23 protein-coding genes are annotated in these 23,919 nt (G+C 45.3%); 9 read left to right on the forward strand and 14 right to left on the reverse strand.

Translation table 11 applies throughout. The features are described from left to right. The first annotated feature begins 15 nt into the window (after window positions 1-15). Genes nadA through J2Z34_RS02405 form a run of 4 tightly spaced genes read left to right on the forward strand, consistent with a single transcriptional unit; the run spans window position 16 to window position 3,544 of the window. The gene (nadA, locus tag J2Z34_RS02390) at window positions 16-942 is read left to right on the forward strand and encodes a quinolinate synthase NadA (protein WP_209458250.1); all 927 of its coding nucleotides are present in this window, start codon (window positions 16-18) and stop codon (window positions 940-942) included. Further along, window positions 929-2,212: an L-aspartate oxidase gene (locus tag J2Z34_RS02395; RefSeq protein ID WP_209458251.1), complete on the forward strand. Its 1,284-nt coding sequence runs from the start codon at window positions 929-931 to the stop codon at window positions 2,210-2,212. The genes nadA and J2Z34_RS02395 overlap by 14 nt, the downstream gene beginning before the upstream one ends. Continuing rightward, the gene (gene nadC, locus J2Z34_RS02400) at window positions 2,196-3,041 is read left to right on the forward strand and encodes a carboxylating nicotinate-nucleotide diphosphorylase (RefSeq protein ID WP_209458252.1); all 846 of its coding nucleotides are present in this window, start codon (window positions 2,196-2,198) and stop codon (window positions 3,039-3,041) included. The genes J2Z34_RS02395 and nadC overlap by 17 nt, the downstream gene beginning before the upstream one ends. After that, window positions 3,038-3,544 carry a transcription repressor NadR gene (locus J2Z34_RS02405; RefSeq protein ID WP_209458253.1) on the forward strand — a complete coding sequence of 169 codons (507 nt, stop codon included), beginning with the start codon at window positions 3,038-3,040 and terminating at the stop codon, window positions 3,542-3,544. The genes nadC and J2Z34_RS02405 overlap by 4 nt, the downstream gene beginning before the upstream one ends. An 88-nt stretch (window positions 3,545-3,632) precedes the next feature. On the opposite strand, the gene J2Z34_RS02410 is transcribed toward J2Z34_RS02405, so the two are convergent. Continuing rightward, window positions 3,633-4,103, reverse strand: a complete 471-nt coding sequence (locus J2Z34_RS02410; RefSeq protein ID WP_209458254.1) for a flavodoxin family protein — start codon at window positions 4,101-4,103, stop codon at window positions 3,633-3,635. A 147-nt stretch (window positions 4,104-4,250) separates the two neighbouring features. Between J2Z34_RS02410 and J2Z34_RS02415 the strand changes: the two genes are divergently transcribed. Continuing rightward, on the forward strand, window positions 4,251-4,727 hold the full coding sequence (locus J2Z34_RS02415) for a glutathione peroxidase (protein WP_209458255.1): 477 nt from the start codon (window positions 4,251-4,253) through the stop codon (window positions 4,725-4,727). A gap of 126 nt (window positions 4,728-4,853) precedes the next feature. On the opposite strand, the gene J2Z34_RS02420 is transcribed toward J2Z34_RS02415, so the two are convergent. From J2Z34_RS02420 to J2Z34_RS02430, 3 genes are all read right to left on the reverse strand, one after another. After that, a complete protein-coding gene (locus tag J2Z34_RS02420) occupies window positions 4,854-5,963 on the reverse strand; it encodes an anaerobic sulfatase maturase (protein ID WP_209458256.1) in 1,110 nt (369 codons plus the stop codon). Between the two features lie 77 nt (window positions 5,964-6,040). After that, window positions 6,041-7,537 (reverse strand): sulfatase family protein, encoded by a 1,497-nt coding sequence (locus J2Z34_RS02425; protein ID WP_209458257.1) that lies wholly within the window; start codon window positions 7,535-7,537, stop codon window positions 6,041-6,043. A 37-nt stretch (window positions 7,538-7,574) separates the two neighbouring features. Then, window positions 7,575-8,888 carry a PTS sugar transporter subunit IIC gene (locus J2Z34_RS02430; RefSeq protein ID WP_209458258.1) on the reverse strand — a complete coding sequence of 438 codons (1,314 nt, stop codon included), beginning with the start codon at window positions 8,886-8,888 and terminating at the stop codon, window positions 7,575-7,577. Window positions 8,889-9,398: 510 nt separating this feature from the next. On the opposite strand from J2Z34_RS02430, the gene J2Z34_RS02435 reads away from it, so the two are divergent. After that, the gene (locus tag J2Z34_RS02435; protein ID WP_209458259.1) at window positions 9,399-10,184 is read left to right on the forward strand and encodes a MurR/RpiR family transcriptional regulator; all 786 of its coding nucleotides are present in this window, start codon (window positions 9,399-9,401) and stop codon (window positions 10,182-10,184) included. Between the two features lie 285 nt (window positions 10,185-10,469). After that, a complete protein-coding gene (locus J2Z34_RS02440) occupies window positions 10,470-12,212 on the forward strand; it encodes an ammonium transporter (RefSeq protein ID WP_209458260.1) in 1,743 nt (580 codons plus the stop codon). Between the two features lie 115 nt (window positions 12,213-12,327). Here the strand turns inward: J2Z34_RS02440 and J2Z34_RS02445 are convergent, their stop codons facing one another. From J2Z34_RS02445 to tnpA, 8 genes are all read right to left on the reverse strand, one after another. Beyond that, window positions 12,328-13,248, reverse strand: coding sequence for an immunoglobulin-like domain-containing protein (locus J2Z34_RS02445; RefSeq protein WP_209458261.1), 921 nt, complete (start codon window positions 13,246-13,248; stop codon window positions 12,328-12,330). Between the two features lie 133 nt (window positions 13,249-13,381). Beyond that, entirely contained in the window at window positions 13,382-13,921 is a 540-nt protein-coding gene (locus J2Z34_RS02450; protein ID WP_209458262.1) for a hypothetical protein, read from the reverse strand. Between the two features lie 80 nt (window positions 13,922-14,001). Beyond that, on the reverse strand, window positions 14,002-14,622 hold the full coding sequence (locus J2Z34_RS02455; RefSeq protein ID WP_209458263.1) for a YdeI/OmpD-associated family protein: 621 nt from the start codon (window positions 14,620-14,622) through the stop codon (window positions 14,002-14,004). A gap of 12 nt (window positions 14,623-14,634) precedes the next feature. Continuing rightward, window positions 14,635-15,243 carry a sugar O-acetyltransferase gene (locus tag J2Z34_RS02460; RefSeq protein ID WP_209458264.1) on the reverse strand — a complete coding sequence of 203 codons (609 nt, stop codon included), beginning with the start codon at window positions 15,241-15,243 and terminating at the stop codon, window positions 14,635-14,637. A gap of 18 nt (window positions 15,244-15,261) precedes the next feature. Further along, on the reverse strand, window positions 15,262-15,645 hold the full coding sequence (locus J2Z34_RS02465; RefSeq protein WP_209458265.1) for an iron chaperone: 384 nt from the start codon (window positions 15,643-15,645) through the stop codon (window positions 15,262-15,264). 88 nt (window positions 15,646-15,733) lie between these two features. Beyond that, window positions 15,734-16,840 (reverse strand): SLC13 family permease, encoded by a 1,107-nt coding sequence (locus tag J2Z34_RS02470; protein ID WP_209458266.1) that lies wholly within the window; start codon window positions 16,838-16,840, stop codon window positions 15,734-15,736. Between the two features lie 307 nt (window positions 16,841-17,147). Further along, on the reverse strand, window positions 17,148-18,296 hold the full coding sequence (gene tnpB, locus J2Z34_RS02475) for an IS200/IS605 family element RNA-guided endonuclease TnpB (RefSeq protein WP_209458267.1): 1,149 nt from the start codon (window positions 18,294-18,296) through the stop codon (window positions 17,148-17,150). A gap of 37 nt (window positions 18,297-18,333) precedes the next feature. Then, a complete protein-coding gene (tnpA, locus tag J2Z34_RS02480) occupies window positions 18,334-18,735 on the reverse strand; it encodes an IS200/IS605 family transposase (protein WP_209458268.1) in 402 nt (133 codons plus the stop codon). Between the two features lie 226 nt (window positions 18,736-18,961). Between tnpA and J2Z34_RS02485 the strand changes: the two genes are divergently transcribed. Beyond that, the gene (locus J2Z34_RS02485; RefSeq protein WP_209458269.1) at window positions 18,962-20,026 is read left to right on the forward strand and encodes a DUF5050 domain-containing protein; all 1,065 of its coding nucleotides are present in this window, start codon (window positions 18,962-18,964) and stop codon (window positions 20,024-20,026) included. 104 nt (window positions 20,027-20,130) lie between these two features. Here the strand turns inward: J2Z34_RS02485 and J2Z34_RS02490 are convergent, their stop codons facing one another. Beyond that, a complete protein-coding gene (locus tag J2Z34_RS02490; protein WP_209458270.1) occupies window positions 20,131-21,909 on the reverse strand; it encodes an SH3 domain-containing protein in 1,779 nt (592 codons plus the stop codon). 238 nt (window positions 21,910-22,147) lie between these two features. Beyond that, window positions 22,148-23,128, reverse strand: coding sequence for an aromatic ring-hydroxylating oxygenase subunit alpha (locus tag J2Z34_RS02495; RefSeq protein WP_209458271.1), 981 nt, complete (start codon window positions 23,126-23,128; stop codon window positions 22,148-22,150). A gap of 346 nt (window positions 23,129-23,474) precedes the next feature. Between J2Z34_RS02495 and J2Z34_RS02500 the strand changes: the two genes are divergently transcribed. Then, the gene (locus J2Z34_RS02500; protein WP_209458272.1) at window positions 23,475-23,837 is read left to right on the forward strand and encodes a Na-translocating system protein MpsC family protein; all 363 of its coding nucleotides are present in this window, start codon (window positions 23,475-23,477) and stop codon (window positions 23,835-23,837) included. The last annotated feature ends 82 nt before the right edge of the window (window positions 23,838-23,919 follow it).

Below are 23,919 nucleotides of genomic sequence, written 5' to 3' on the forward strand. Positions count from 1 at the left end.
AGGAGAACTCAAACGATGGAAATAAGGGAAAAGATACTTAAGCTAAAGGCTGAGAAGGATGCTGTAATCCTCGCCCATTACTATGTGCCGGGAGATGTGCAGGAGGTCGCCGACTTTGTCGGAGACTCTTATTATCTGAGCAAAGTGGCATCCGAGGCTAAGGAAAGCGTGATCGTATTCTGCGGAGTCAATTTCATGGGAGAAAGCGCCAAGATGCTGAATCCAGACAAGAAGGTAATAATGCCTGACCTGAAGGCTGACTGCCCGATGGCTCATATGGCTACAGTGGAAGGCATCGAGGCAGCAAGAAGAAATCATGAGGACCTGGCAGTGGTATGCTACATCAATTCGACTGCGGAAATCAAGGCCCACTCAGATGTCTGTGTTACCTCCTCCAATGCATTGTCAGTTGTCAGTGCTCTTCCTCAGAAGAACATATACTTCATACCGGACCAGAACCTCGGAAGATACATTTCAAGGCTTGTCCCTGAGAAAAACTTCATATTCAACGACGGTTACTGCCACGTCCATACTTCGATAAAGAAGGATGACCTGCTGAAGAAAAAGGCGGAGTTGCCAAAAGCAAAGGTAGCTTCCCATCCTGAATGCAGGGAGGAGATACTTGAACTATCTGACTTCGTTGGAAGCACCTCGGATATCATCAAATATGTCGAAAAGACAGATGCCGAGGACTTTCTCATATGCACAGAAACAGGAATATTCCATGCGCTTGAAAAAGTAGGCAAGGGTAAAAGGTTCCATGCAGTATCAGGAAGCCAAATTTGTCCTGACATGAAGCTGAACACTCTGGAAAAGTTGCTTCACGCGCTTGAAACGCTTGATAACGAGCTTCACATGGATGAAGCACTCATGAAGAAAGGCCTTCAGCCCCTTGAACTTATGCTGAAGCTTGCAGACAGGAAGAAAAATGAAGGAGTATGATGTCATAATTGTAGGCACTGGAGTATCAGGTCTCTTTGCGGCACTCAACCTCTCAAGGGACAGGAAGATACTTATCATAACAAAAGGCAAAATGGACCAGAGCGATTCTAACCTTGCCCAGGGTGGAATCTGCGTCCAGCTGGATGACGAGGATCACGACATCTTCATGGAGGATACACTGAAGGCAGGTCACTACGAGAACAGCCGGGAAGCTGTTGATGTCATGATAAGGGGTTCCAGGGAGGTTATTGACGACCTTGTGAGGCTTGGAGTCGAATTTGACAAGGAAGATGGTATATATTCCTATACAAGGGAAGGCGCTCACAGCAGGGCAAGGATACTGCACTGCAAGGATACGACAGGAAGGGAGATCAACAGCACTCTGCTTGAAAAAGTGCTTGGACTTAAGAATGTTGAGATACTTGAGGACACTACACTTGTTGACATACTGGCAAAGGATGGCAGGTGCTACGGCATAGTAGCGAGGACATCAGACCAGATACTCAGGAACATTTATGCGCAGGTCACTATCCTGGCTACCGGAGGCATAGGAGGCCTATTCAAGAAGTCCACCAATTATCCTCATCTGACAGGAGATGCCGTGGCTATCGCTCTAAAGCATGGGATAGTCGTCAAGGACATAGACTACATACAGATACACCCTACCGCCCTCTACACTGACAAGCCTGGCAGGGCATTCCTCATCTCAGAATCTGTCAGAGGTGAAGGTGCGGTACTTTTAAACAAGAGCGGTGAACGGTTCACTGACGAACTTCAGCCAAGGGATGTGGTGACAAAGAAGATACTCGAGCAGATGGAGAAGGATGACATGCCATATGTGAGGCTTTGCCTGAAGGACCATGTCAAGGCAGATATCAGGGAAAGGTTCCCGAACATATACGAGCATTGCCTGAAGGAGGGCTTCGACATTACCAGGGAGTGCATTCCCGTGGTCCCGGCCCAGCACTACTTCATGGGCGGGCTTGAGGTAAACCTTGATTCCAGGACCTCCATGGCTAATCTCTACGCTGTCGGAGAGACTAGCTGCAACGGTGTTCATGGCAGAAACCGCCTTGCCAGCAACTCACTGCTTGAAAGCCTGGTATTCAGCAAGAGGGCAGCACTTGACATCGAAAAAAACTGGAAAATGACAGACCACCCTGATTTTCCTGAGCCTAAATATCCTGAAAAGAACAGGATGGCAGAGGATGACAAAAGGATGATACTAGAGGAGATACGAAAGGAAGAGGAAAATGCAGAAGAACATTGATGACCTTATTCTTGCAGCACTAAAGGAGGACATACCCTCCGAAGACATTTCGACCAATTCAGTGATAAAAAGATATACGCGGGGAAAAGCCTCCCTAATCTGCAAGCAGGACGGGATAATCGCAGGCCTCAAGGTTTTTGAAAGGGTATTCGCTCTTCTGGACGGCACCACAAGATGCAAATTTACTGTAAATGACGGTGACAAGGTCAGCAAAGGTCAGACATTGGGAGAAGTAGAGGGAGACATCCGGGTCATACTTTCCGGCGAAAGGACAGCTCTCAATTACCTTCAGAGGATGAGCGGCATAGCAACACATACCAGGAAGATCGCTGACCTTCTGAAGGGAAGCAAAATTAAGCTTCTTGACACCAGAAAGACCACTCCCAACAACAGGATTTTCGAGAAATATGCCGTGAAGGTCGGAGGAGGCTACAACCATAGGTTCAGCCTTTCAGACGGTGTAATGCTCAAGGATAACCACATCGCAGCTGCTGGCGGAGTGAAGAATGCTGTGGAAATGGCCAGGGAGTATGCATCCTTTGTCCACAGGATAGAGGTAGAGGTCGAAAATTTCGAAATGCTTGCAGAAGCACTTGAAGCCGGAGCAGACATCATCATGCTTGACAACATGAGCCCCGAGGACATGAAAAAGGCAGTCGGGATTGTCAATGGCCGGGCACTGATCGAAAGCTCCGGAAACCTCACAGAGGAAAACATACCGAATCTCATTAATCTTGGCGTAGATTTCATTTCCTCTGGCGCTCTCACCTATTCTTCGTCTATACTTGACTTATCACTAAAGAACCTTGAAAGGATACCATTAAAATGAATGGAGAAGATAGAAGAAAAAGTATCATCGAGCATCTGAAGTCTAGCAGCGAACCCCTTTCAGGCTCGCAGCTGGCAAAGCTCCTCGATGTCAGCCGCCAGGTCATTGTTCAGGATATGGCTCTGCTTCGCGCGACAAACCATGAAATCATCGCGACAAGCACGGGTTATGTGCTGCAGGCAGGAGGCAGGTATCAGAGGATCATACATGTGGCTCATCATGACGACAGCATCCTGGATGAGCTCTATGCCATAGTTGACCTGGGCGGGCGGGTCCTGGACGTGAGGGTTGAACATAAGGTATACGGAAGCATATCAGCCGAGCTCTCCATAAAGTCCAGGAAGGACGCAAAGAAGCTCATGGACGACATTGCTTCAGGAAAAAGTTCCCCATTAAAGAACCTAACCCATGATGACCACTACCACCTGATCGAGGCAGACAGTGAAGAGGACCTTGATGCAATAGTAAATGAGCTCAAGGCAAAGGGATATCTGATGGACTGAAAGAAGGCAATCGTGCGATTGCCTTCTTTCAATGCTTATTCCATTATTTCAGCTTTAACGTAAAAATGTGCTGATTTAGGTACTTCTCCTAAAGCTTGCTGACAATCTCCTCAGCCCAGGCCTTTGCCCTTTCTGTCTCCCCAGGGAGGACAGGTCCTTCCTTTCCTTGAACCATGAAGGTCTCCCCTGCCAGGATCCTGGCACCCTTCTTCTCAAGCGCTTCTGCAAGCTTCGGTGAAGCATGTCCGAAGAATTTTACAACTTTTTTGGTTATGAAGCCCTGCCCTTCTTCAGGCATGCTTGTGTCAAATACCGCAGCATCGAGTCCTGAAAGCGATCCCTCAGGAAGCCTTTCCAGAAGCTCCTTGAACTCTTCTGTATATCTGCCTCCATGGGTGGGCGTCCCGAAAAATACAAGATCAGCCCCTTCGAGGTCATGAAGATTGAGCTCTGATGCCCTCATCAGTCTCTCATCATGTCCGGCAACAGCTTCACGCAGAGCAAATGCAATCTTCTCAGTATTTCCATAGACTGAATCGTAGACAATAAGTATCCTCATACCAGGCCTCCAGATTCGATAGATTTTGTTAATCTAAATATACCACAAAATAAGATATTTTTTTAATTTGTATAAAATTCAATTTGACAAAATTGTTTTTCTTGGTTATATTGTTATTAAGATAAAAATTAAGCAAGAGGTGCAAGAATGAACGTACATGATTTCAGCGCAATAGACATAGACGGAGTTAACCAGGACCTTTCACAGTACAAGGGAAAGGTAATGCTTATAGTCAATACAGCAAGCAAATGCGGATTCACACCGCAGTATGAGGGTCTTGAAAAGCTCTATACAAAGCATGAGGATAAAGGACTAGTCATACTCGGTTTCCCATGCAACCAGTTCAAGAGCCAGGAACCGGGTGATGAGAAGGACATAAAGAACTTCTGCGAAATCAACTATGGAGTATCCTTCCCCATGTTTGCAAAGGTAGATGTCAACGGCGACGATACCCATGAACTTTTCAAATACCTTAAAAGCGAGACTAAGGGACTTCTTGGAGAATCAGTCAAATGGAATTTCACCAAGTTCCTGGTTGACAAGGATGGCCGCGTGATAAGAAGATATGCCCCTACAGTAGAACCGCTTTCAATAGAGAACGATATACTGGAGCTGCTTGGCTAGTTAAGCAAACTGGCACTCCTTCAATCGAATAAATTCCATCAGAACATAAACAGACCACGTGTGAAAGAATATGAATTCTTATACACGTGGTCTTTATGATTCTCTTAAATAGAACTTAAGGTGATGTCATATGAGCCTTCCTGAAATCTCGAGAAGCCTATCGTAGGTTCTTGCGAAGAACTCCTTGTTGGCATCGCAATAATAATTCAGAGGCGCATCCCCATCCTGATGAACCCGATCCCGCCTGCAGCCGTTTCTGCAGAGTAAATGGAACCTACAGCTCCTGCATTTATCAGGGACAATCGCAGAGCTTGTTATGAATGTCTGGCAATTTCCAGATTCAAACATCTCCTTTAGAGAATCCGTGCATATGTTTCCAAGCCTATGACTGTCAAGCACATAGAAATCGCATGGGTAGACTTCTCCATCACCCTCGATCACATACTGGCAGGTGCATGCTCCAGACATACTGCATGATTCGGGTGAATGCCCCTTTATCATACCGACCAGGTTCTCAAAGTATCTTATGCTAACATAATCATCTCTTATCAGATCCCTGTACCAGAGGTCAAAAAGATTTGACAAGAAAATCGAGTAATTGAGTGGAGAGAGGTTGTCATTTGAACTTCCTTTTTCACTTCCTTGCGGTTCCAGGTAAGGTATGAACTGAAGATGCCTGAATCCCTGTCTTTTAAGAAACTCGTAGTTCTTCGTAACATGCCTTGCTGAGGGGCCTGTCACAACGCTCAGAATGTTGAAGTCGACTCTATATTCCTTAAGAAATCTTGCAGCCTTCATGACAGCATTAAATGTCGGTTTCCCGAAATTGTCAATCCTGTTTTGGTTGTGCACCTCACTGCAACCATCTATAGATAATCCAACCAAAAAGCTATTTTTGTAGAAAAACTCTGCCCACTCCTTGTCAATCACGTAACCATTGGTCTGGATAGAGCATGAGACCCTGATGTTCCTGGTATTGTATCTCTTCACAAGTTCGATGAAATGTCTGTAGTAGTCAAGTCCGGCTAGCGTTGGTTCCCCACCCTGGAATGCGAAGCCACATGCCGATTCAGCCGCATCCAGCACCTTCCTTACAACGCATTCCAGCGTTTCATATGACATCATCCCGGTGAAAGGCGTTTCCCTCGAAGCAGATACGCTTTTGTAGAAACAGTATTTGCAATCCATGTTACAGGCTGAGGAAGCAGGCTTCAAAAGTACGTTTATTGATCTCATGGTATCTCCAATCGAATTTTCATGGCCGCCAAGTAATCATCCTATGGCGGCCAATTTCACTCTTATCTTTCAGTTCCTTACCTTGCGTCCCTCTTCACCGGAACGAAGTCACCTGTCTCCATGTAGTATTGTAGTAGACGTGCCTTCATTTCAGTGAGCCTTTCAGAATATGCAGGGTCATCTATGGCATTTCTTAGCTCCATAGGGTCTTTGTCAAGGTCATAAAGTTCATCCTTCTCATAAAGCCGGTATGTGTACTTCAGGTTACCCATTCGTATCATGCATGCCTTCGTGTGCTGCGGACCCTCCTCGCATTGGGTGCTAAGCCTGGGCCAGTAATGCGACTTGGGTCCGTGCCCGCCTTCCATCGCCTGCACCTCACCATGCAGCCTTCCACCCTCGCAGAATACAGCGTCCTTGTGTTCGTCATCACCATTGAAGGTATGAATAAGCGACTTCCCGAATTGCGTATATCCAAGGTCTATACCCGCTATTTCAGAAATCGTTGCAGGCAGGTCAAGAAGCTCTACCAATGCCGGTGATATCCTGGATTTTACATTGTAGCTTGCTGATGGTTTCACAATCAGTGGGATGTTCGATATTGGGTCTTCAAAACAGTTCTGCACCTTCTCGACTATTCCATAGTCTCCTGTGTAATCTCCGTGGTCACTGAACACAAAGATGCTCGTTTCATCATAAAGTCCTGAAGCCTTCAGTTTGTCGCTTATAATGCCGTAGTGCTCGTCAAATTGCGAAACCATGGCAAGGTATGTGGCTCTCAGCTCGTCGTACTTCTGATCTGTCCAGCTCTTGAGCTCTTGTTTCTCCCTAATTCCATAGAGCATACCCGGCTTGTCCTTCAGCTTTTCTACATCTGGACGTTTTTCTGGCAACTTCGTCCTGTCAATCATGCTGTACCACGGATCACTGCATACATACGGCGGATGCGGATAGATCAGCGATATATAAAGCAGGAAAGGCTTCTCGCTTCCCTCCTTTGTCCTTCTGTCAATGTAGTCAAGGGCGCTCTGAATACAGTTGTAGTCAAACCCCTGTTCGGCAAGCTCAGAATCCTGTCTTCCGAGATAGAATGAATATGGTGAAACATCCTTCATGAATTCCGGTCTTGTGAAACCTTTCATGTAGTCCCCTGACTGCTTGAAGAAGGAGCTCTCACTCAAACCTTCGGGATTCACCCTGTTCAACTGGTCCAGCCCGTTATAGAATTCATCGCAGTACTCTGTTTTTGGCATTCCAGATGGCAGGACATCATTCCTGCCTATCCATATGACCTCATATCCGTTCTGTTTCATCTTCCTCAGGATGTTCTCCTCATCCTCGCGCTGCAAGAAATGCATTGTTCTGTGACCAGTGGTATGAGGGTAAAGGCCTGTAAGGAAGCTGCACCTTGATGGGACACATACAGGATTCTGACAATATGCGTTCTCGAAGGAAATCCCCTCTTTCGCAAGCTTGTCAAGGTTTGGAGTTATTGATGCCGTGTTCCCCATATGCGCCAGTGAATCACTTCTCATCTGGTCGGCTACGAAGAGCACGATGTTTTTCTTGTTCATGTTTCCTCCTTGGTTTTGCTTCGGTTATTATTCCAGCCTATACTGTTACCTCAGCTTCCTCTTCCATTTCAACGCTCTCCGCCTTCAGCGCTTCTGCATCAAGAACTTTGAAGAAAGGAAGGTAGATTATGAATTGCACACCTACAAGCACTATCTGCCAGAGTGCCACCTTCCAGCCACCAGATAGGAATCCTGACATTATTACAGGGGTGCCAAGTGGTATTGCCATCCCATTAAGCCTTGGAAGTATCCCTGCAACAGTAAGCGCATATGAGAGTCCGAAGGTAGCAATAGGCACGAGTATCATCGGAATCAAGGTTATGGTATTGAGCACATATGGCAGGCCGAAGGTTATCGGCTCATTGATGCTGCAGAGTACACCTGGCAATGAAAGCTTCCCAAGGGTTCTGTACCTTTTGCTTCTGGCTACAAATGCCAGGCAAAGTGCTAATCCTATGCTCCCTCCTACACCACCAAGCGATGCGTATGTCAGCCACACCGACGGGGAGATTATGTTAGGAAGTGCAGTTCCTGCCGCAAATGCCGCAAGGTTCTCCAGGCCGGACTGTGCGTAGAGTATTGTTATGAATGGACCTACAACCATTCCTCCATGTATTCCGAAGAACCAAAGCGTGCTGCTCAAAAATATTAGAACAAAGAAGGTCATAGGGCTGGCACCCAACTTCATGAGCGGAGACTTTAGTAGTCCATATATGAACGAGTTGAAATCCCCGTACTTGGTTATTGAGAAAAGGAACCTTACTACTGCAAAAAGAAAGCCAATGCAGAAGGCAGGTACAATCGCTGAAAACGACCTGGATATCATAGGAGGTACGCTTTCAGGCATCTTGATGCCGATATTCCTGCTTATGAATATTCCATATATCGAAGGTACTACAAGTCCGAGAATCATTGCGCTGAAAAGGCCGGGAGCTCCGAGGTAGGTGGTAGGCAGAACCAATGAAGAAGCACCTGAATCGTTTTTCATAATCACCAGAGGGATCATGAGTAGAAACACCAACAGTGTCAGTATTCCGACTGTTACTGATTCCTTCGTATAACCCTTCTCATCTGCAAGGGCTCTGGCGATTGCAAATGAGGTGTACACTGCGAACATGTTGGTAGAAACGGCAGGTATGAGCATGAATATCGTCTTAAGACCAGTAGAGGTCACAAATTGCTGGTATGCCGGAATGTTAAAGCTTCCGATAAGCGTAAACAAAGCGCCTATGATAAGTACGGGGAGCAGTTCAGAGAACCCTCTTGTTATTGCTTTCAGATAAATGTTGTTTGATATTTTCACTGCGAATGGCAACAAATTTTCTTCTATGAATGCGGTCAATTTTTTCATTATTGATTTCCTCTCCATTCTTCTTCTGAAGTAAATACAGTGCGTTCATATTGTTGTGTAGCAACAGCAAATTTTACAGCTTGAATCTTATCTGAACCGGAACTATTCAATCCGGAAAGCAAGGTATGAACCATTTACCGGACCGATGACCAAAGGTTTCAGCGATTCGGATTTTTTCAGATATCTGGCCGGAGATTCTAATGGTGTTCAGACTATCTTTAGAAGAATAGTTAATCTTCTATCAATACCTGCATTGGAATCCTTTACTCAGTTATATCATCGACCGGAATTTTTTGCAATAGTTTAATGGATAATTTTCCGTTATTTGATGCCAATATATTCCAATTCATCCATTCCCACTCTGTCCCAATGCTTTTCGAGGCATATCATGATTTTTTCACATCATCAGGACATCCAAAGATTCAGAATGTATGATAGGATATATAATATACGTGATGTATTGTCTGTGAATTCTGCTATGCGTTACAGAAATGTGAGAGGATGAAGAAAATGGAGAATCCCCTTGAATTAATCAAATCAATACAGAAGCCTACAAAGTCGGATAGTTTGATTTCTGAATATATTTTGGAAAACCCTGTCGAAGTAGTGCGCCAGAACCTTTCCAGCCTTGCAAAGAGCACAAAGACATCCAACACCGCAATAATGCGATTCTGCCAGAAAATCGGCTACCAAGGCTTCAGTGAGTTTAAGTATGACCTGTCAAGATATATACTATCAGGCGAATCAAGTTCTACTCAGAACAGCGAAAATCCTGCTGACATCAGTGATAGGATAGGGCATATCACCGACAAGTATGTCCAATATCTCAACAGGCTGAATGCTGAACTTGATATTGACGAAACAAAGGCGCTTGTGAAAAGCATTTGCACATCGAAAAGAATTGTCATCCTTGGTTTCAACAGAACAGGTCTTTCTGCAAAGCAGCTATCGCTGAGGCTCGGGAAGATTGGCATATCGTCGCAGTCAATAGTTGATTACCCTGTCATGGTTGATTATTCTAACATCCTAAGCAAGGATGACCTTGTGGTAGTTTTTTCCATCTCAGCGGCATCGATGTACAAGGATGTATGCAAACAGATGAAGCAATCTGGATGCAACGTAGTACTAATAACCATGACCCCACAGAGCAATTTGAAGAATAATGTGACGTCAACCATTGTACTTCCCAGGATTTCACGATCCGGAGACATAAGCTTCCTGGATGACCAGGCGATTTTTTTCGTCCTTATTGAAATCCTTGTAGGTGAAACAGCTGTCTATCTAAGGAAGTCATAAACCAGACTACAGCGCTTCAGAGCCAGTTTCCTCCTATTTTGCTATTGACATTATACGAGAATCGGAAACGCATGTAACGCTGGTTTTTTAATCAAAATGGAGGTATCCGCCAAATTAATCTCAAATCTTTCAAAGAAAGTGAATTATTTTTAAACAAATACTATTGACGTACATTACCTCTGTATGTATAATCCTAGTATCAGCAGCAAAGGTGTTGCGAGTAAATTTACTCGCAACGCCTTTTTTGTTTTTATAGATAATCAAAACATTCAGGAGGTAGGTATCATGTATTCATCTTCAAGCACTCTATGGGTATTGATCGCAACAGCACTCGTATTTTTCATGCAGGCAGGCTTCGCAATGGTCGAGGGCGGACTTACCAGGGCTAAGAACGCAGGAAACATAATAATGAAGAACCTGATGGACTTTGCAATAGGAACTCCAATTTACTGGCTTTTCGGATTCGGCATAATGTTTGCAACCAATAATGCATTCATCGGTGCAATTGACTTCCTTAGCCAGGGAGCATACACTGACATACTTCCCGCAGGAGTCCCAAAATATGCATTCTTCATATTCCAGACAGTATTCTGTGCTACAGCGGCTACAATAGTGTCCGGAGCAATGGCTGAAAGGACTAAGTTCCTCGCATACTGCATGTACAGTGCAGCCATAAGCGCTGTGGTTTATCCGATATCCGGTCACTGGATATGGGGAGGCGGCTGGCTTGCACAGCTCGGATTCCATGATTTCGCAGGATCCACTGCAGTACATATGGTCGGAGGCGTAGCTTCATTCGTTGGAGCAAAGATACTCGGACCAAGAATTGGAAAATACGATGAGAACGGCAAGTCCAGGGCGATACCGGGACACAACCTTACAAATGCAGCACTCGGCGTATTCATACTCTGGTTCTGCTGGTTCGGATTCAACGGCGGTTCAACCGTATCTGCTGAGGGAGATGCTACCCTAGCAACTCTTGGAAGCATATTCTTCACGACAAATCTCGCAGCAGCTACAGCTACAGTGGCGGTAATGATAATAACATGGGTCAGGTACAAGAAGCCTGATGTATCTATGACACTGAACGGATCACTTGCAGGGCTTGTCGCCATAACAGCAGGAACCGATCTCGTTACTCCTGTAGGAGCAGCTGCGATAGGCATAATAGCTGGCTTCATAGTGGTATTCGGAATTGAGTTCATAGACAAGGTACTTAAGGTTGACGACCCAGTAGGTGCAATCGGAGTCCACGGCATGTGCGGAGCAGCCGGAACCCTCATGGTCGGTCTCTTCTCTGCTACAGAGTATTCCTACGCTGGGGGAACAATGCCAAAAGGCCTCTTCTATGGTGGCGGATTACAGCTTCTCGGAGTTGAAGCAATCGGAGTATTCTCAGTAATCGCATGGGTCACAGTGTCAATGACCATCATATTCACACTTATCAACAAGACAATAGGACTCAGGGCATCCAGGGAAGACGAGATCATGGGCCTTGACATATCGGAGCACGGACTTGAAACTGCTTATGCAGACTTCGTAAGCTCTGACTATGTTAACACCTTTGCTTTAACAGCAACTGGCAAAGAAGAGCCTGTTACAGGTACTGTTCCTATCGACAAGGCTCTCCCGGTACAGATACTTACAGCCAAGACATCTACAGCTTCCGACATCAAGTTCACGAAGATTGAGATAATCATGAAGCAGAACAAGTTCGAAGCGCTCAAGAATGCGCTCGATAAGGTCGGCATAACAGGAATGACAGTTTCCAACGTCCTTGGCTACGGGCTACAGGGAGGCAGGACAGAATTCTACAGGGGAATTGAAGTCGAGACCCATCTCCTTCCTAAGGTTAAGGTCGAGATAGTTGTCAGCAAGATACCTGTAAGGACAGTAATTGACATAGTGAAGAAAGTGCTCTACACAGGAAACATCGGAGACGGCAAGATATTCATCTACGACGTAGAGAACATCGTAAAGGTCCGAACAGGAGAAGAAGGCTACGAAGCCCTTCAGGATGTGGAGTAAATAAGAAAGCTACCCCTTTTCTACCAATACATATAGACAAGAAAAGAAGGCGTTTGCAGATGCCTTCTTTTCGTTTGTCCATATGTTTCAAATGAGCTTCATATTTCAGCCTGACTTAGTACCTTCCGTAGGATAGAACACCCTCAGCACCTGCAGTGAAATATATGTTGAGTACAAGTATTCCTCCGCCGTCCTGGATGTAGTCCCTGGCTATCCTGTACCTGCCCGGAACAAGCATTTCTATTTGTGACATGTCAATCTCTGAAGTGTTTGTCTCATCAGGCTTTAGAAGCAGTGCAATCTTTATGAAAGCCAAGCCATCAGTCAAAGATGTCTTCTCCCAAAGATTCTTCTCTTCGTTCCACCTGTCTATGGTAAAGCTGAGTCCATATACGAGATCTTTATCAGTTGTGTTCCTGGCAGTGAATACAATCTTGTGCTGCTTATCAGGAATCTCAGCCTTTTCAAGCAGATCCTCATATGTCGCAGGCTTTTCATTGATTCCTCTCACCGAAATTGCACCATCCCAGTCAACGTCAAAGCTAACAAGAGGAACATGGACAGGAGCTCCCGCCATCTCTCCTGCAGTATACTCTCTTACTATATAATACGAGCCTTTGGCAATTTCCTTACCTATCAGGTTGAAGTCAACTGTGTCAGTCAGCTCCTTACCCGCACCAAGGCTCCAAAGAGCCATGTCGAACGCCAGCTCATCGTCATATTCAGTCTCCACAAGTTTTCCTGTGTTGAAGTCCAGCTTAAGTATCCTGAACGGCGATCCGTAAGTCAGGTCCTTGTCCAGAGCATTCGCGACAGTATATGTTATCTTCTTTCCTGCAGGGTCATATTTTATCGATGTAAGCAGTATGGAATCAGAGAATACGATTTTACCATCATCAGGTTTAACAGGACCACTCGTCGGAGGTCCGCCTGTACCATTGCCATTGCCGTTCTCCATCTTGTAGGCGCATCCCGATGCTGAAAGCATCGATGCGACCATGATGACAGAAACCACTTTCCTGCCAATTCTAAGCACTTGTCTTCACCATCCCTTTCATCCTTCTGATACCAGTCTATAGAATAATCCGGTAAAAGTTATAACGAAACGGAAACTGAAAATGGAAAATTTGGTGACAATTGAATAAGGAGCTGTCACCAGCCCCTATGTCTCACCTATTCTTGTTTCTAGATGAAAGATATTCAATAATCTCTTCCTCTGTAAGATACGGATAATTCTCATTAAGTCCAAGCTTCAGCACCTCAAGGTACTTTTCACCAGGTTCATTAGCCGGCCTTACTCCGCTGTTCGTAAGTGTCATCACCGGAATCCCATCGAACTCCCCCACCTTGATTGCAAGATCGTACCAGGGAGATCCTTGGTATGGTTCAGGCATTTTCCCTCCATTCTCCTGTATGCAGATATGGTCGAACTGTTCCCTTGTTATGAGGTAAGCTACACTGTAGGCTTTTCCGGGTCTTGTCACGTCGAGGAAAGACACGCCCTTTCCCTCCCATGAGCCCGATGAATTCCCGAAATACATGTCATAAGGAAGTTCATATAGAAGTCTTGCCCTTGGAGGAGCAGTATCATTAAATCGAGCTGCAGGATGCCCTCCCCTGAAGCTTCCGCCCTTCAGATAAGTCATGAATCTCTCGTAAAGGAGGTTCGATCCATATACGGCATACCAGACCATTTTACTCCTGTCCATCATCTTCTCCTCCATGGCTGCAGTTCCAGTGGGACATGGCTTTCCGGTCCGACTTCGTGCAGATCACCTTCAGAGATTCATTAACTGTCTCCATTCTTCCCGCCTCCAGTCAGATACGATGTATCCAGCTTCTTCGAATCATGTGCGCACTCTACTATGATTCTTATCCTCTTCTCCCTGGTTTCCTTCCTCTTTGCCTGTTTTACCCAAAAAACAACAATTGACTTGTCACTGTTGTTCCAGCCTGAAAAGTTTGCAGCAGCCTCCTCATCCCTATTCAGCTCTTCAACAAGGTCATCAGGCAGAACAGGAGCCACCTTGGATGAATATGCTTCATCCCAAAGTCCGTTCGCTTTAGCTTCCTCTATTGCCTTGTAGCCAGTCTCGGTCATAAGTCCCTGTTCGATGAGAACTAAAGCCCTGTCCTTGTTGACCTTCGACCACAGGCTTCCCTTACGTCTAGGCGTCACCCTTAGAAGGTAGCTCACTTCATCAAGGCTCATTGCCCTGCCATCAATCCATCCGAAACAGAGCGCCTCGGAAACGGCTTCAGCCAGGAGAACACCTGGGATTCCAGTTCCCGACTTCCATATCCTAAGCCAGACTAACTGCTCCTTGTCGTGGTTCTTTTCAAGCCACTCCCGCCATTCCTTCCGATTCTTCACTTCAAGCCAATTTTCAGGATTCTCCTTCTTTGCCATGGATTCACCCCGCTAATAGTCGTCTACGTCGAACACCCTGTCCCTATAGTAATACTTCCTGTCCTCTTCGGTAATCTCCCTCACTGGTCTGCATGGATTCCCCACAGCTATCATGTTGTCAGGAATATCCTTCGTAACCACGCTTCCCGCACCGATTATCACATTGTCACCTATCCTGACACCCGGATTTATGACGACATTGCCGCCTATCCAGACATTGTTGCCGATGGTAATGGGGATGCCATACTCATAACCTGAATTCCTGGATTCAGGATGAACAGGATGTCCTGCGGTATAAATGGCGACATTCGGAGCTATCATGACATTGTTCCCGATGATTACCTTTGCGACATCAAGAATCACCAGGTTGAAGTTGGCGTAGAAATTCTCTCCCACCTCTATATTGTTGCCATAGTCGCATAGAAATGGAGCTTCAATGAATAGCTGCCTGCCTGTCTTTCCAAGTATCTCCCTTATAAGCACGTCTCTTCTTTCCTTGTCGTCAGGGTCAAGCCTATTGTATTCCCTGGTCTTTACTCTCACTGCCTTCCTTTCTTCCGGGAGCCCGTCAAGCCATGACTTGTACGGAAGCCCTGCAAGCATCCTTTCCTTCTGATTCATCATTTCACCTCTTCAGTCTTAGCTTTTTTTCCTGGCTTTCTTTTCCTCATTCGCCTTTACATTCTCCTCAACCCTGAACTTCACTATCCGTTCAATAAGTTCAATTGGAAGTGGCTTGTCCTTCGGGAACTGTATCGCTCCCTTGGAACCCTTGTATTTTGAAAGGTCCTCCTTGAAGGCTTCGATTCCAGTCGGAGCAGGATAGAAGCCATAATGCCCCTTGAATGCTGCAAAGTGCACAAGATTCCCATGCAGATAGAATGTTGGCATCTGGTAACTTATCTTCTCGGTAGCCTCAGGAGCTGCCTCGTGGATCACTCTCCTGAATTCCATAAGGGCTTCCCTGTCCTCTTCCTCTGCCATTGCAATGTATTCGTCAATTGTAGTGATGCTGTTGTCCATATTAGCCTCCCGTTATGTTTATTTGTATCCTTACCTTTTCAATTCTGACAATGCTCATATTTGTTTCAACTATCCGTTTCCTGTAGCTTCAGAACCAGAAAACAGCGAATATGCTGAGAATGGAAAGGGCTGCCGCGTTGAGCAGACTGAATTTCTTCAGATATGCAAACGGCTTGGCACCCTCCGACCTGGAATAGAGCTTGTATGAAATCAGGCTTGCCAGGGATGCCACCAAAGTTCCCAGTCCTCCTATGTTCGTGCCTGCGATAAGCATCCTGTAGTTCTCAGTGAATGATGAAAGCATTATGGCTGCAGGAACGTTTGAAATTACCTGTGACAGGACCACAGAGGAGAAAAGCTCCCTTCCCCTGATAAGTGAACCCAGGCTTTCAACCACAGCTCCCATCCGTCCCACATTCCCTACGATGATGAAGAAGAACACGAATGTCAGAAGTAATGCATAATCCACCTTCTTGAGTACTCCTCCGGAAGTTAACGCAATTCCTGCTGTCACTGCTGCAAGCATGACGATATGGTCCACGAATCCAAATACCGAAAGCAGGCACACGATAAAAAGAATAATGTAAAAGGCAATCCTTCTCTTGTCTTCAAGTATTCTCATATTGGTAAGTTCAAATGATACGGTGTCATTGCCTGAAGTCAAGGTCAATCCCGTCACCAGAATGAAGCTTACTATGACAAGTGGTATTGATATGCTGAAGAATTCTACTGCAGACACCCCGAACCTTGAGTATAGGTAAAGGTTCTGAGGATTGCCGATTGGAGTGAGCATGCTCCCGAGGTTTGCAGCGATCGTCTGCATGGTCACCACAAATATAAGGTTTCCCTTCCCTGCTCTTCTCAGGACTTCAATCGCCAGCGGTACAAAGGTTATGAGAGCAACATCATTCGTTATCAGCATAGACGAGAAGAATGCAAGCATGACAAGAGCCAGAGACATGCTTCTCACGCTTCCGGTCCATTTCAGAAGGCTGCCCGCTACAACCTCGAATACACCCATCTCCCTAATGGCAGCTATTACAGCCATCAGCGAGAACAGTACCGCAAGGACCTTGAAGTCAATGTACGAAAAGTATTCCAATGAGGGTGGTATTACAAAACTTGTTGCTAAAGCTATTAACCCTGACACCACAAGGACGGTGTCCTTTTTTAGAATTCTTATGATTTTATCCATAGTTCACGATCCGTTCCATATATTCAAGGCCAGGCCTTCCACTAACATTCCATTGGACTTGAAAAGTGCAATGACAAATTGTTCTTTTGCTCCTCTTCTTCCTGTATTATTGCCACGAAAACAGATTCCGATTAATTGAAACTGACATGTTTAATTCTCGAAAACTTCATTGAAACTCTCATGACTAAAGTCACGAGATTCTTGGGAACAGAGCATACTTACCGGCTTATTTCTTTGCCGGCAGAGGTTTCTCTTGTTTACCAAGCTACCCCCGCAATTCCTGCGGTTCCTGTTTGCTTCTGTATTGCTAAGACCCCGGAGTCAGAGCTCTTATCCTGAGTCCCTCAGCCAGTATATTTCTTGCTGCATTGACGTCACGGTCATGGTGGGCATGACAAACAGGACAGGTCCACTCCCTTACATGGAGAGGCTTCTTCCTGTCCTTGTGGCCGCACTCTGAGCATATCTGACTTGACGGAAACCATCTGCTTATCCTGATGACTTCTTTTCCATACCAGGAAGCCTTGTACTGCAGTTTCGATACAAGGCTCGTCCATGATACATCAGAGATGCTTTTTGCCAGTTTATGATTGCGCATCATGCCCTTAACGTTAAGGTCCTCGATACAGATGATATCGTGGTTTTTGACTATCTCTGTACTGAGTTTGTTAAGATATTCTTTTCGCTGGTTTGCAACCTTTTCATAAAGTCTCGCTACCTTCCGCCTTTGCTTCTGATAGTTCCTGGCTTCAGAAAGGGAAATGCCCCTTTTCTCCGCAGCAAGTGCACGCCTTGCAAGCTTTCGCTGCTCCCGTCTAAGCCTTTCTTCCATTTGCCTGGTAAAATGATTGTTGTCATGCCTGCTTCCGTCTGACATAACCGCAAAGTCAATGATTCCGAGGTCAATTCCGACAGATGAGTCAGTCTTTGGCAATTCACAGATCTCCTCTTCGCATAGGATCGATACGAAGAATTTCCCGCTCGATTTCCTTCGTACTGTGGCATTCAGTATACGGCCTTTCATCTCCCTACTGTCTGCAAACTTGACAAGGCCCAGCTTAGGCAGCTTCAGACAATTTCCGGAAACTGCGATGTTGTTGTTCGTATATTGTGTCGTGTAGCTTTGCCTCGGGCTCTTCTTGCTCTTGAACTGGGGATGCTCGTTCTGTCCTTTGAAAAAGCGGGAGAAGGCGTCCGACAGGTTACGAAGCGAATTCTGGAGCGAGAACTTATCCACTTCACAAAGCCATACTGTTTCCGGGTCCCTCTTAAGCTTTGTCAGAAGTTTGGAGCATGCGTAATAAGTCAGACCTTTTCCGGTCTCCTCATATTCCTTGTTCCAAAGTTCCAGGAAATGGTTGTATACATACCTTGAACTGCCTATTGTCTTGGCAATCAGTGTTTCCTGCTTCTTATCTGGATAGATACGGTATTCATAGGCTTTATGCTGCAGCAATGCACTCACCTCCACCATTGTCAAAGCTTGAACTGTCTCATTTCTTTTTCTGACTCCGTATGTACCTGCGGATTTGCTCCTCGGTGTTTTCACTGACTGTGGCAACAAAGTAACTGGGATTCCACAGATGACCGCCCCATAGCCGCTTCTTCAGTTCAGGGTGCTTCTTGAACAATAACCTTGCTGATACCCCTTTTAGTGCTTTCACAACATTTGGGATATAGTGCTGAGGTTTGCAGTCAATCAGCAGATGTATGTGGTCATTATGCGACTCCATCTCCAGGATATTCACATAATTATCTGAAGCAATCAGATTTAACAAATCCTTCACATCATCATCCACTTGCCCATTAAGTATATCGTGCCGGTACTTTACGCACCAGACCAAATGATACTGGATTGTATAGACATATCCGCGTCCATAATGTATTTCAGACATAAAAACACCTCTAGCCGATCTTAACATATGTGTAAAGCTAAAGCCATTAAAATATGTGTTTTATGGTAATTATCACTTGATATATGCTAATAATCTAGTTACTGTTTAGTCCTTGACTTCGCCTGCTAACTCACGACTGAAGTCACGAGTTTGCGCAAGCTTTCTCATCAATTTACACATCATAGGGTTACTATAAGGATATAGAACTGATTCGGGGGTGAATACCGTGAGAAGACTCATGTCTGTATTTCTTGCCCTGCTCTTTGTTTCAGCTGTACTTTCAGGCTGTGGTGCAAAGACTCCAACATCCCCCTCTTCAACTGCGTCGCCATCAGAATCATCGCCTGCAGCAACAGAGCCAGTACCGACATTGACACCCACTGTTGAACCTGAACCACCAGCTAAGGAAGGTTACCTAACAGGCAACAGCAATTCGAACCTCAACAGAGGAGGAATAATAGTCAAACAGGATGACTGGATATACTTCAGCGGCTTATATGACGGATTTTACAAAAGCAAGATAGATGGCTCCGAAAAGACCAAGCTCACTGACAGCGTAGCGTTCTATATTAATATTGTTGATGACTGGCTCTATTACTGCACAATGGATAAGCAAGGCAACCCAGGACCAACCAAGAAGATCAAGACTGACGGTACCGGGGAAACTGATTTGGGAGACATAAAAGCAAGCTACCTGAACATTGTAGGTGACTGGATATACTATAAGTCAGTAAGTGGAGCGCCCGCTGAAAATTGGGATGACCCGCTTTTCAGGATGAAATATGATGGCACTGAAAAATCCCTGGTTTTCGATGACAAGTCCATGAATGTCTTTATACTTGATGAATGGATTTATTATTCTAACCAGAATGACAAACCAATCTTTACAAAAGTAAAGACTGATGGTACTGACAAAACAGAAATCGCAGACGGAGGATTTCATTGGGTACATGTCGATGACAATTACATATACTACATCTCCTGGATTGATGGCACTTATTTTTTATTCAAGATGAAGCCGGACGGGAATGATAAAACTAAGATAGCTGAGTTTTACTCAAATGAGTTAACAATATCTGAACCCTGGATCTATTATGAGAACGAAAGTGACAGCGACAAGATATACAGGATCAGGACTGATGGAAGCGGAAAAGAAAAGATTTGCGACTGTAATACTAATCAGATTTATGTAGTCGATGACCTTCTCTACTGCTGGCTCGTCTCCGACCCTCCAAGCAACAACCTATTCCTGATAGATACTGATGGAAAAGGGACAACAGAAATCAAGTAAACTCTATTGGGTACCTAGACATCAATAATCAGCCCGAATATAAAATCCTGTTCGCTAAATTGATCATGCCACTAAAAAAAAGCTGCTCGCGCAGCTTTTTTTAGTTATCTTACAGTTATAGCATGATGCCTTATGTTGTATGAATATGCGAAGCTGGATACAGTGACCCATCGCTCGTATCTCGTTCCATCCCACGACCATGGATCAGTAAGCCTTAGCTTGTTGTTCTCGGAGTCATAACCTGTTACCAGAACCACATGGTTGTTCTTAAGAAGTGACTGCGATTCACCGTCTACAATGTAGGTCGCATAAACCGGAGCCTCAAGCCTTGTTGTTAAGTATACAATAACAGGATTCCCTGAAAGGATTTCCTTCTTGATGTCTTCAACTGTAGCACCTGAAATATCTACCGCCCTTCCACCTGCATAGGTATTCGCATAGTCTGTCAGAGGCTTCGGATAGATTGTGGTCCTTATGCTTGAGTCCTGAACATATGGTGACCCTGCAAATCCAAGGGCCGGATTAGTATCAGACTTCGGCATTGCATCGAGGAAATCCTTGTAGGAAATGTCAGTCAGGCCCTTGGCCTTAAGTGCCATTAGCATTGAAGCAGGCTCGCAGCCTACAGGTGCATATGTCGGATTGAGCTGGCTGACATATGGAACATCAAGCAACTTGTACACAGCCTGAAGCTCTGTAGTCATATAGTTCCCGGAGCACCATCCTATGCTTCCGCCATAGCTGACCTTGTTCCAGTAGCCTGAAATCTCAAGCACTTCAAGCACTGTTCCTCTGGGAATGACTGCAATTGCAGGATACTCAGTGCCCGGGCCTGTCCTGAAGTTAAGGCTCGATGTGGTCTTCTTCAATAGAGGCGCTGGTGCCGGCTCAGCTGGAGGAGCTACAGGTTCAACTGGAGGTTGAACTGGCTCTGCTGGTGGCACGACAGGTTCTGCTGGAGTCGGCTGTACAGGCTCTGCAGGTGGCACAACTGGCTCTACTGGAGGTACTACAGGGGCTGGTGCCGCAACTGGTGTAAGGTAGTTTCCCGAGCACCATCCCGTAAGGCCCTCATTTACTACATTCTTCCAGTAGCTGGAACTTCCGATCACCTCGACTAAAGTTCCATTTGGAATGACCTTGATTATCCCGTATCCGGTACCGGCACCTGACCTCATGTTGAGGTTAGCCGTCGTCTTCATATAAGTCTTTTCTGCAGGCGCAGTTACTACTGGCGCAGGCGCAGTTACTACTGGCGCAGGCGCAGGAGCGACCGGAGCAGGTGCTGAAGCTGCTGTCAGATAGCTTCCTGAACACCAGCCGGTGTATGAACCATATACAACCTTCTTCCAGGTTCCCGATGTCCCGATAATCTCAACAGCAGTACCTTTTGGAATTGTCTTTACTATGCCATAACTTGTGCTTGGTCCCGACCTCATGTTGAGATTTACCGTTGTAGTCATGTAGACTTTCGACTGAACTTCAGGTGCTGGAGCCGGTGCAGGCACTGGTTCATCGGGCGCAGGTGCAGGAGCAGGTGTTGGTTCTGGTGGTGCAGCAGGAGCTGGATTCTGTGCAGGGTTAATCCATATTCCAGGCACTCCGGCAGTCCTTGTGATGTTCACCATACCATTGTAGATCTTGTATATGCTGTAGCTTCCAGCTGCATAGGTTGTTACAGGATTGGTCTTTGTCAGAGCGCTGTAGCTGTCTCTGTAGCCCGGTATGCTAACGTAAACTGTGTATGTTCCACCTACCTGCAGGGATTCCACAGATACAGGAATCGGTTCGGCAAGTGCAATGCTATAAGGCAGGGAAATTTGGCTTCCAAGTAATGTTGCGCAGAGCAGCAGTGACAATCTCGCAGACATATATCTCTTCATAATATCCCCCAAATCAAGATCCAGATATTCAATCCAGATACCGTAATATCACAATATAGAATCAGTAAAAATACTGATGTCACCTATTATTATATACCACCTTTGTAAACAATTCCATAACCGGTACTACCAATTATCGAATCTATAGGCTTTTCAATCTGAGCATAGTCTATGCTTTGGATGAATATTAGAAAAATGAAGGAATGACCGTGTTAACGGCATTCCTTCACTGCTAAATCTATTTTCCTGTATTTCCCAGCCCTTTGAGTTCTTCCCTCATCCTGCGATAAGCTATTATAGGTCCGTCACCTGTAAGAAGCTTTTCACCACCCTTTAGTGATGATGACTTCGGTTTCTGTGTCACTACCACCCTCTTGTCCTGCCTCTCAATGATGAGGTTCGCATACTTTCCAGCAAAGGCTATTGCCCTGTCAGCGATTCCATTGCCCGTTATCCTGTGATAGAACCTGATGTAGAGTATGGTATTCTCCTCATCCACCGGAGCAAAATATATTATAACCTTTATTTTCTTGCTTATGTGGTTCATCCAGATGTTCGGGAAAATGAAGTTGAGGTAAGTGTCCTTGATTACGCATTCATCAGCAGGTTTTGGCTTTTGTCCGGTATCTACCTCATTGTTTGCACTGGTCGTGAGCATGCCGTTCTCAAATATTACCTTGGGCCCGTTGATCAGGGTCTTGTTCCCTCTTCCTATGGTATTGTGGTGGACTATCGGAACGTGTACCACATCCAGCTGATTTTCAATGCATCTGGAATAATGTGAATTCCAGAGGTCTTCCACCTCGCTGAACACATAGCTTCGATCTACGAATCCGTGGAAGAATGGAAGCTTATCTGTCACCTTGTCTTCATCGCCATACCAGAGATAGATTATGCTGTTCTCCTCCCTGACAATGTACCTCTTCACATTGTATCTGCTCAAATCCTTAACTGATGATTTCCCATATGAAGGAACATATCTGCAGGCTCCGTTATTATCGAACTCCAGTCCATGGAACGGGCACATGACGCAATCACCCTTCACCTTGCCGCCGCTAAGGGCAGCTCCCCTGTGTGAGCATTTATCCTCAACACATGCTGCATTTCCCTTCCCGTTTCTGAAGAATGCCAATTCCAGTCCCATCCTCTTTGCTGCAAGTATCTTTCCGGATTTGATGGCCGTGGATGGCAGAACTGCATACCACTGATTCCAGATCATTCAAAACATCTCCATTTCACAATAATTAGGTTCAACATATCTATATATTATACTAAAACTATCATTATAGCAATCCACACAGCTTTGGAATCCTCACTTCTGTAGATAGATCTTGACTGGCACATCAATAATTCTGATTTAATGGATATATCGTCATATTTTTGCATATACATGAATTGAACACATATGACAGTTATGACTGGGCTGAGATTCAATTCCTTCATTTCTGGATTTTCACGTTGTTATTGCCCCCAATCTGCTAATGTGCTATAATTTCAAAAATGCCGCGGTGAACTATATGCCAAAACTGTTAAGGCATTTTAATACATGAGTCTGGAGGCTGTTCATGACAAAAGGGCAAATTGAGTCGAAGATTAGCGAAGCGATAAGCAAGTTTGAAATTGAGCAGATGGGCAGAGGACCTGAGAAGATTAGGACAACAATCATGCAGGACCTCATCCTCATAAGGCTTCAGGGCTTCCTTAGCAATTCTGAGAAGAACCTTGCACAAAACAGAGAAGGAATAGACCTCATCAAGAAGGTCAGGACAGCTCTCTTTGAAAATGCTCGCGAAAGCCTGGAGGCTGCTGTAAGGTCCGTACTTGATGTCAATGTAATAAGCACATATTCAGATGTCAGCACAAGGACTGGCGAGAAGATAATAGTCATTGTCGTAGACTGCGACATTGAAGATAAGCTCATAAGATAATATTTCGGAAGACGATTCGGAGGGCACATGCCAGCCGCAAGTAAGCCAATGGAAAATCCAGAAATGGAGTTTTTCTATTGGC

Source organism: Youngiibacter multivorans (genome assembly GCF_017873395.1).
GTDB classification, from domain to species: domain Bacteria; phylum Bacillota; class Clostridia; order Clostridiales; family Clostridiaceae; genus Youngiibacter; species Youngiibacter multivorans.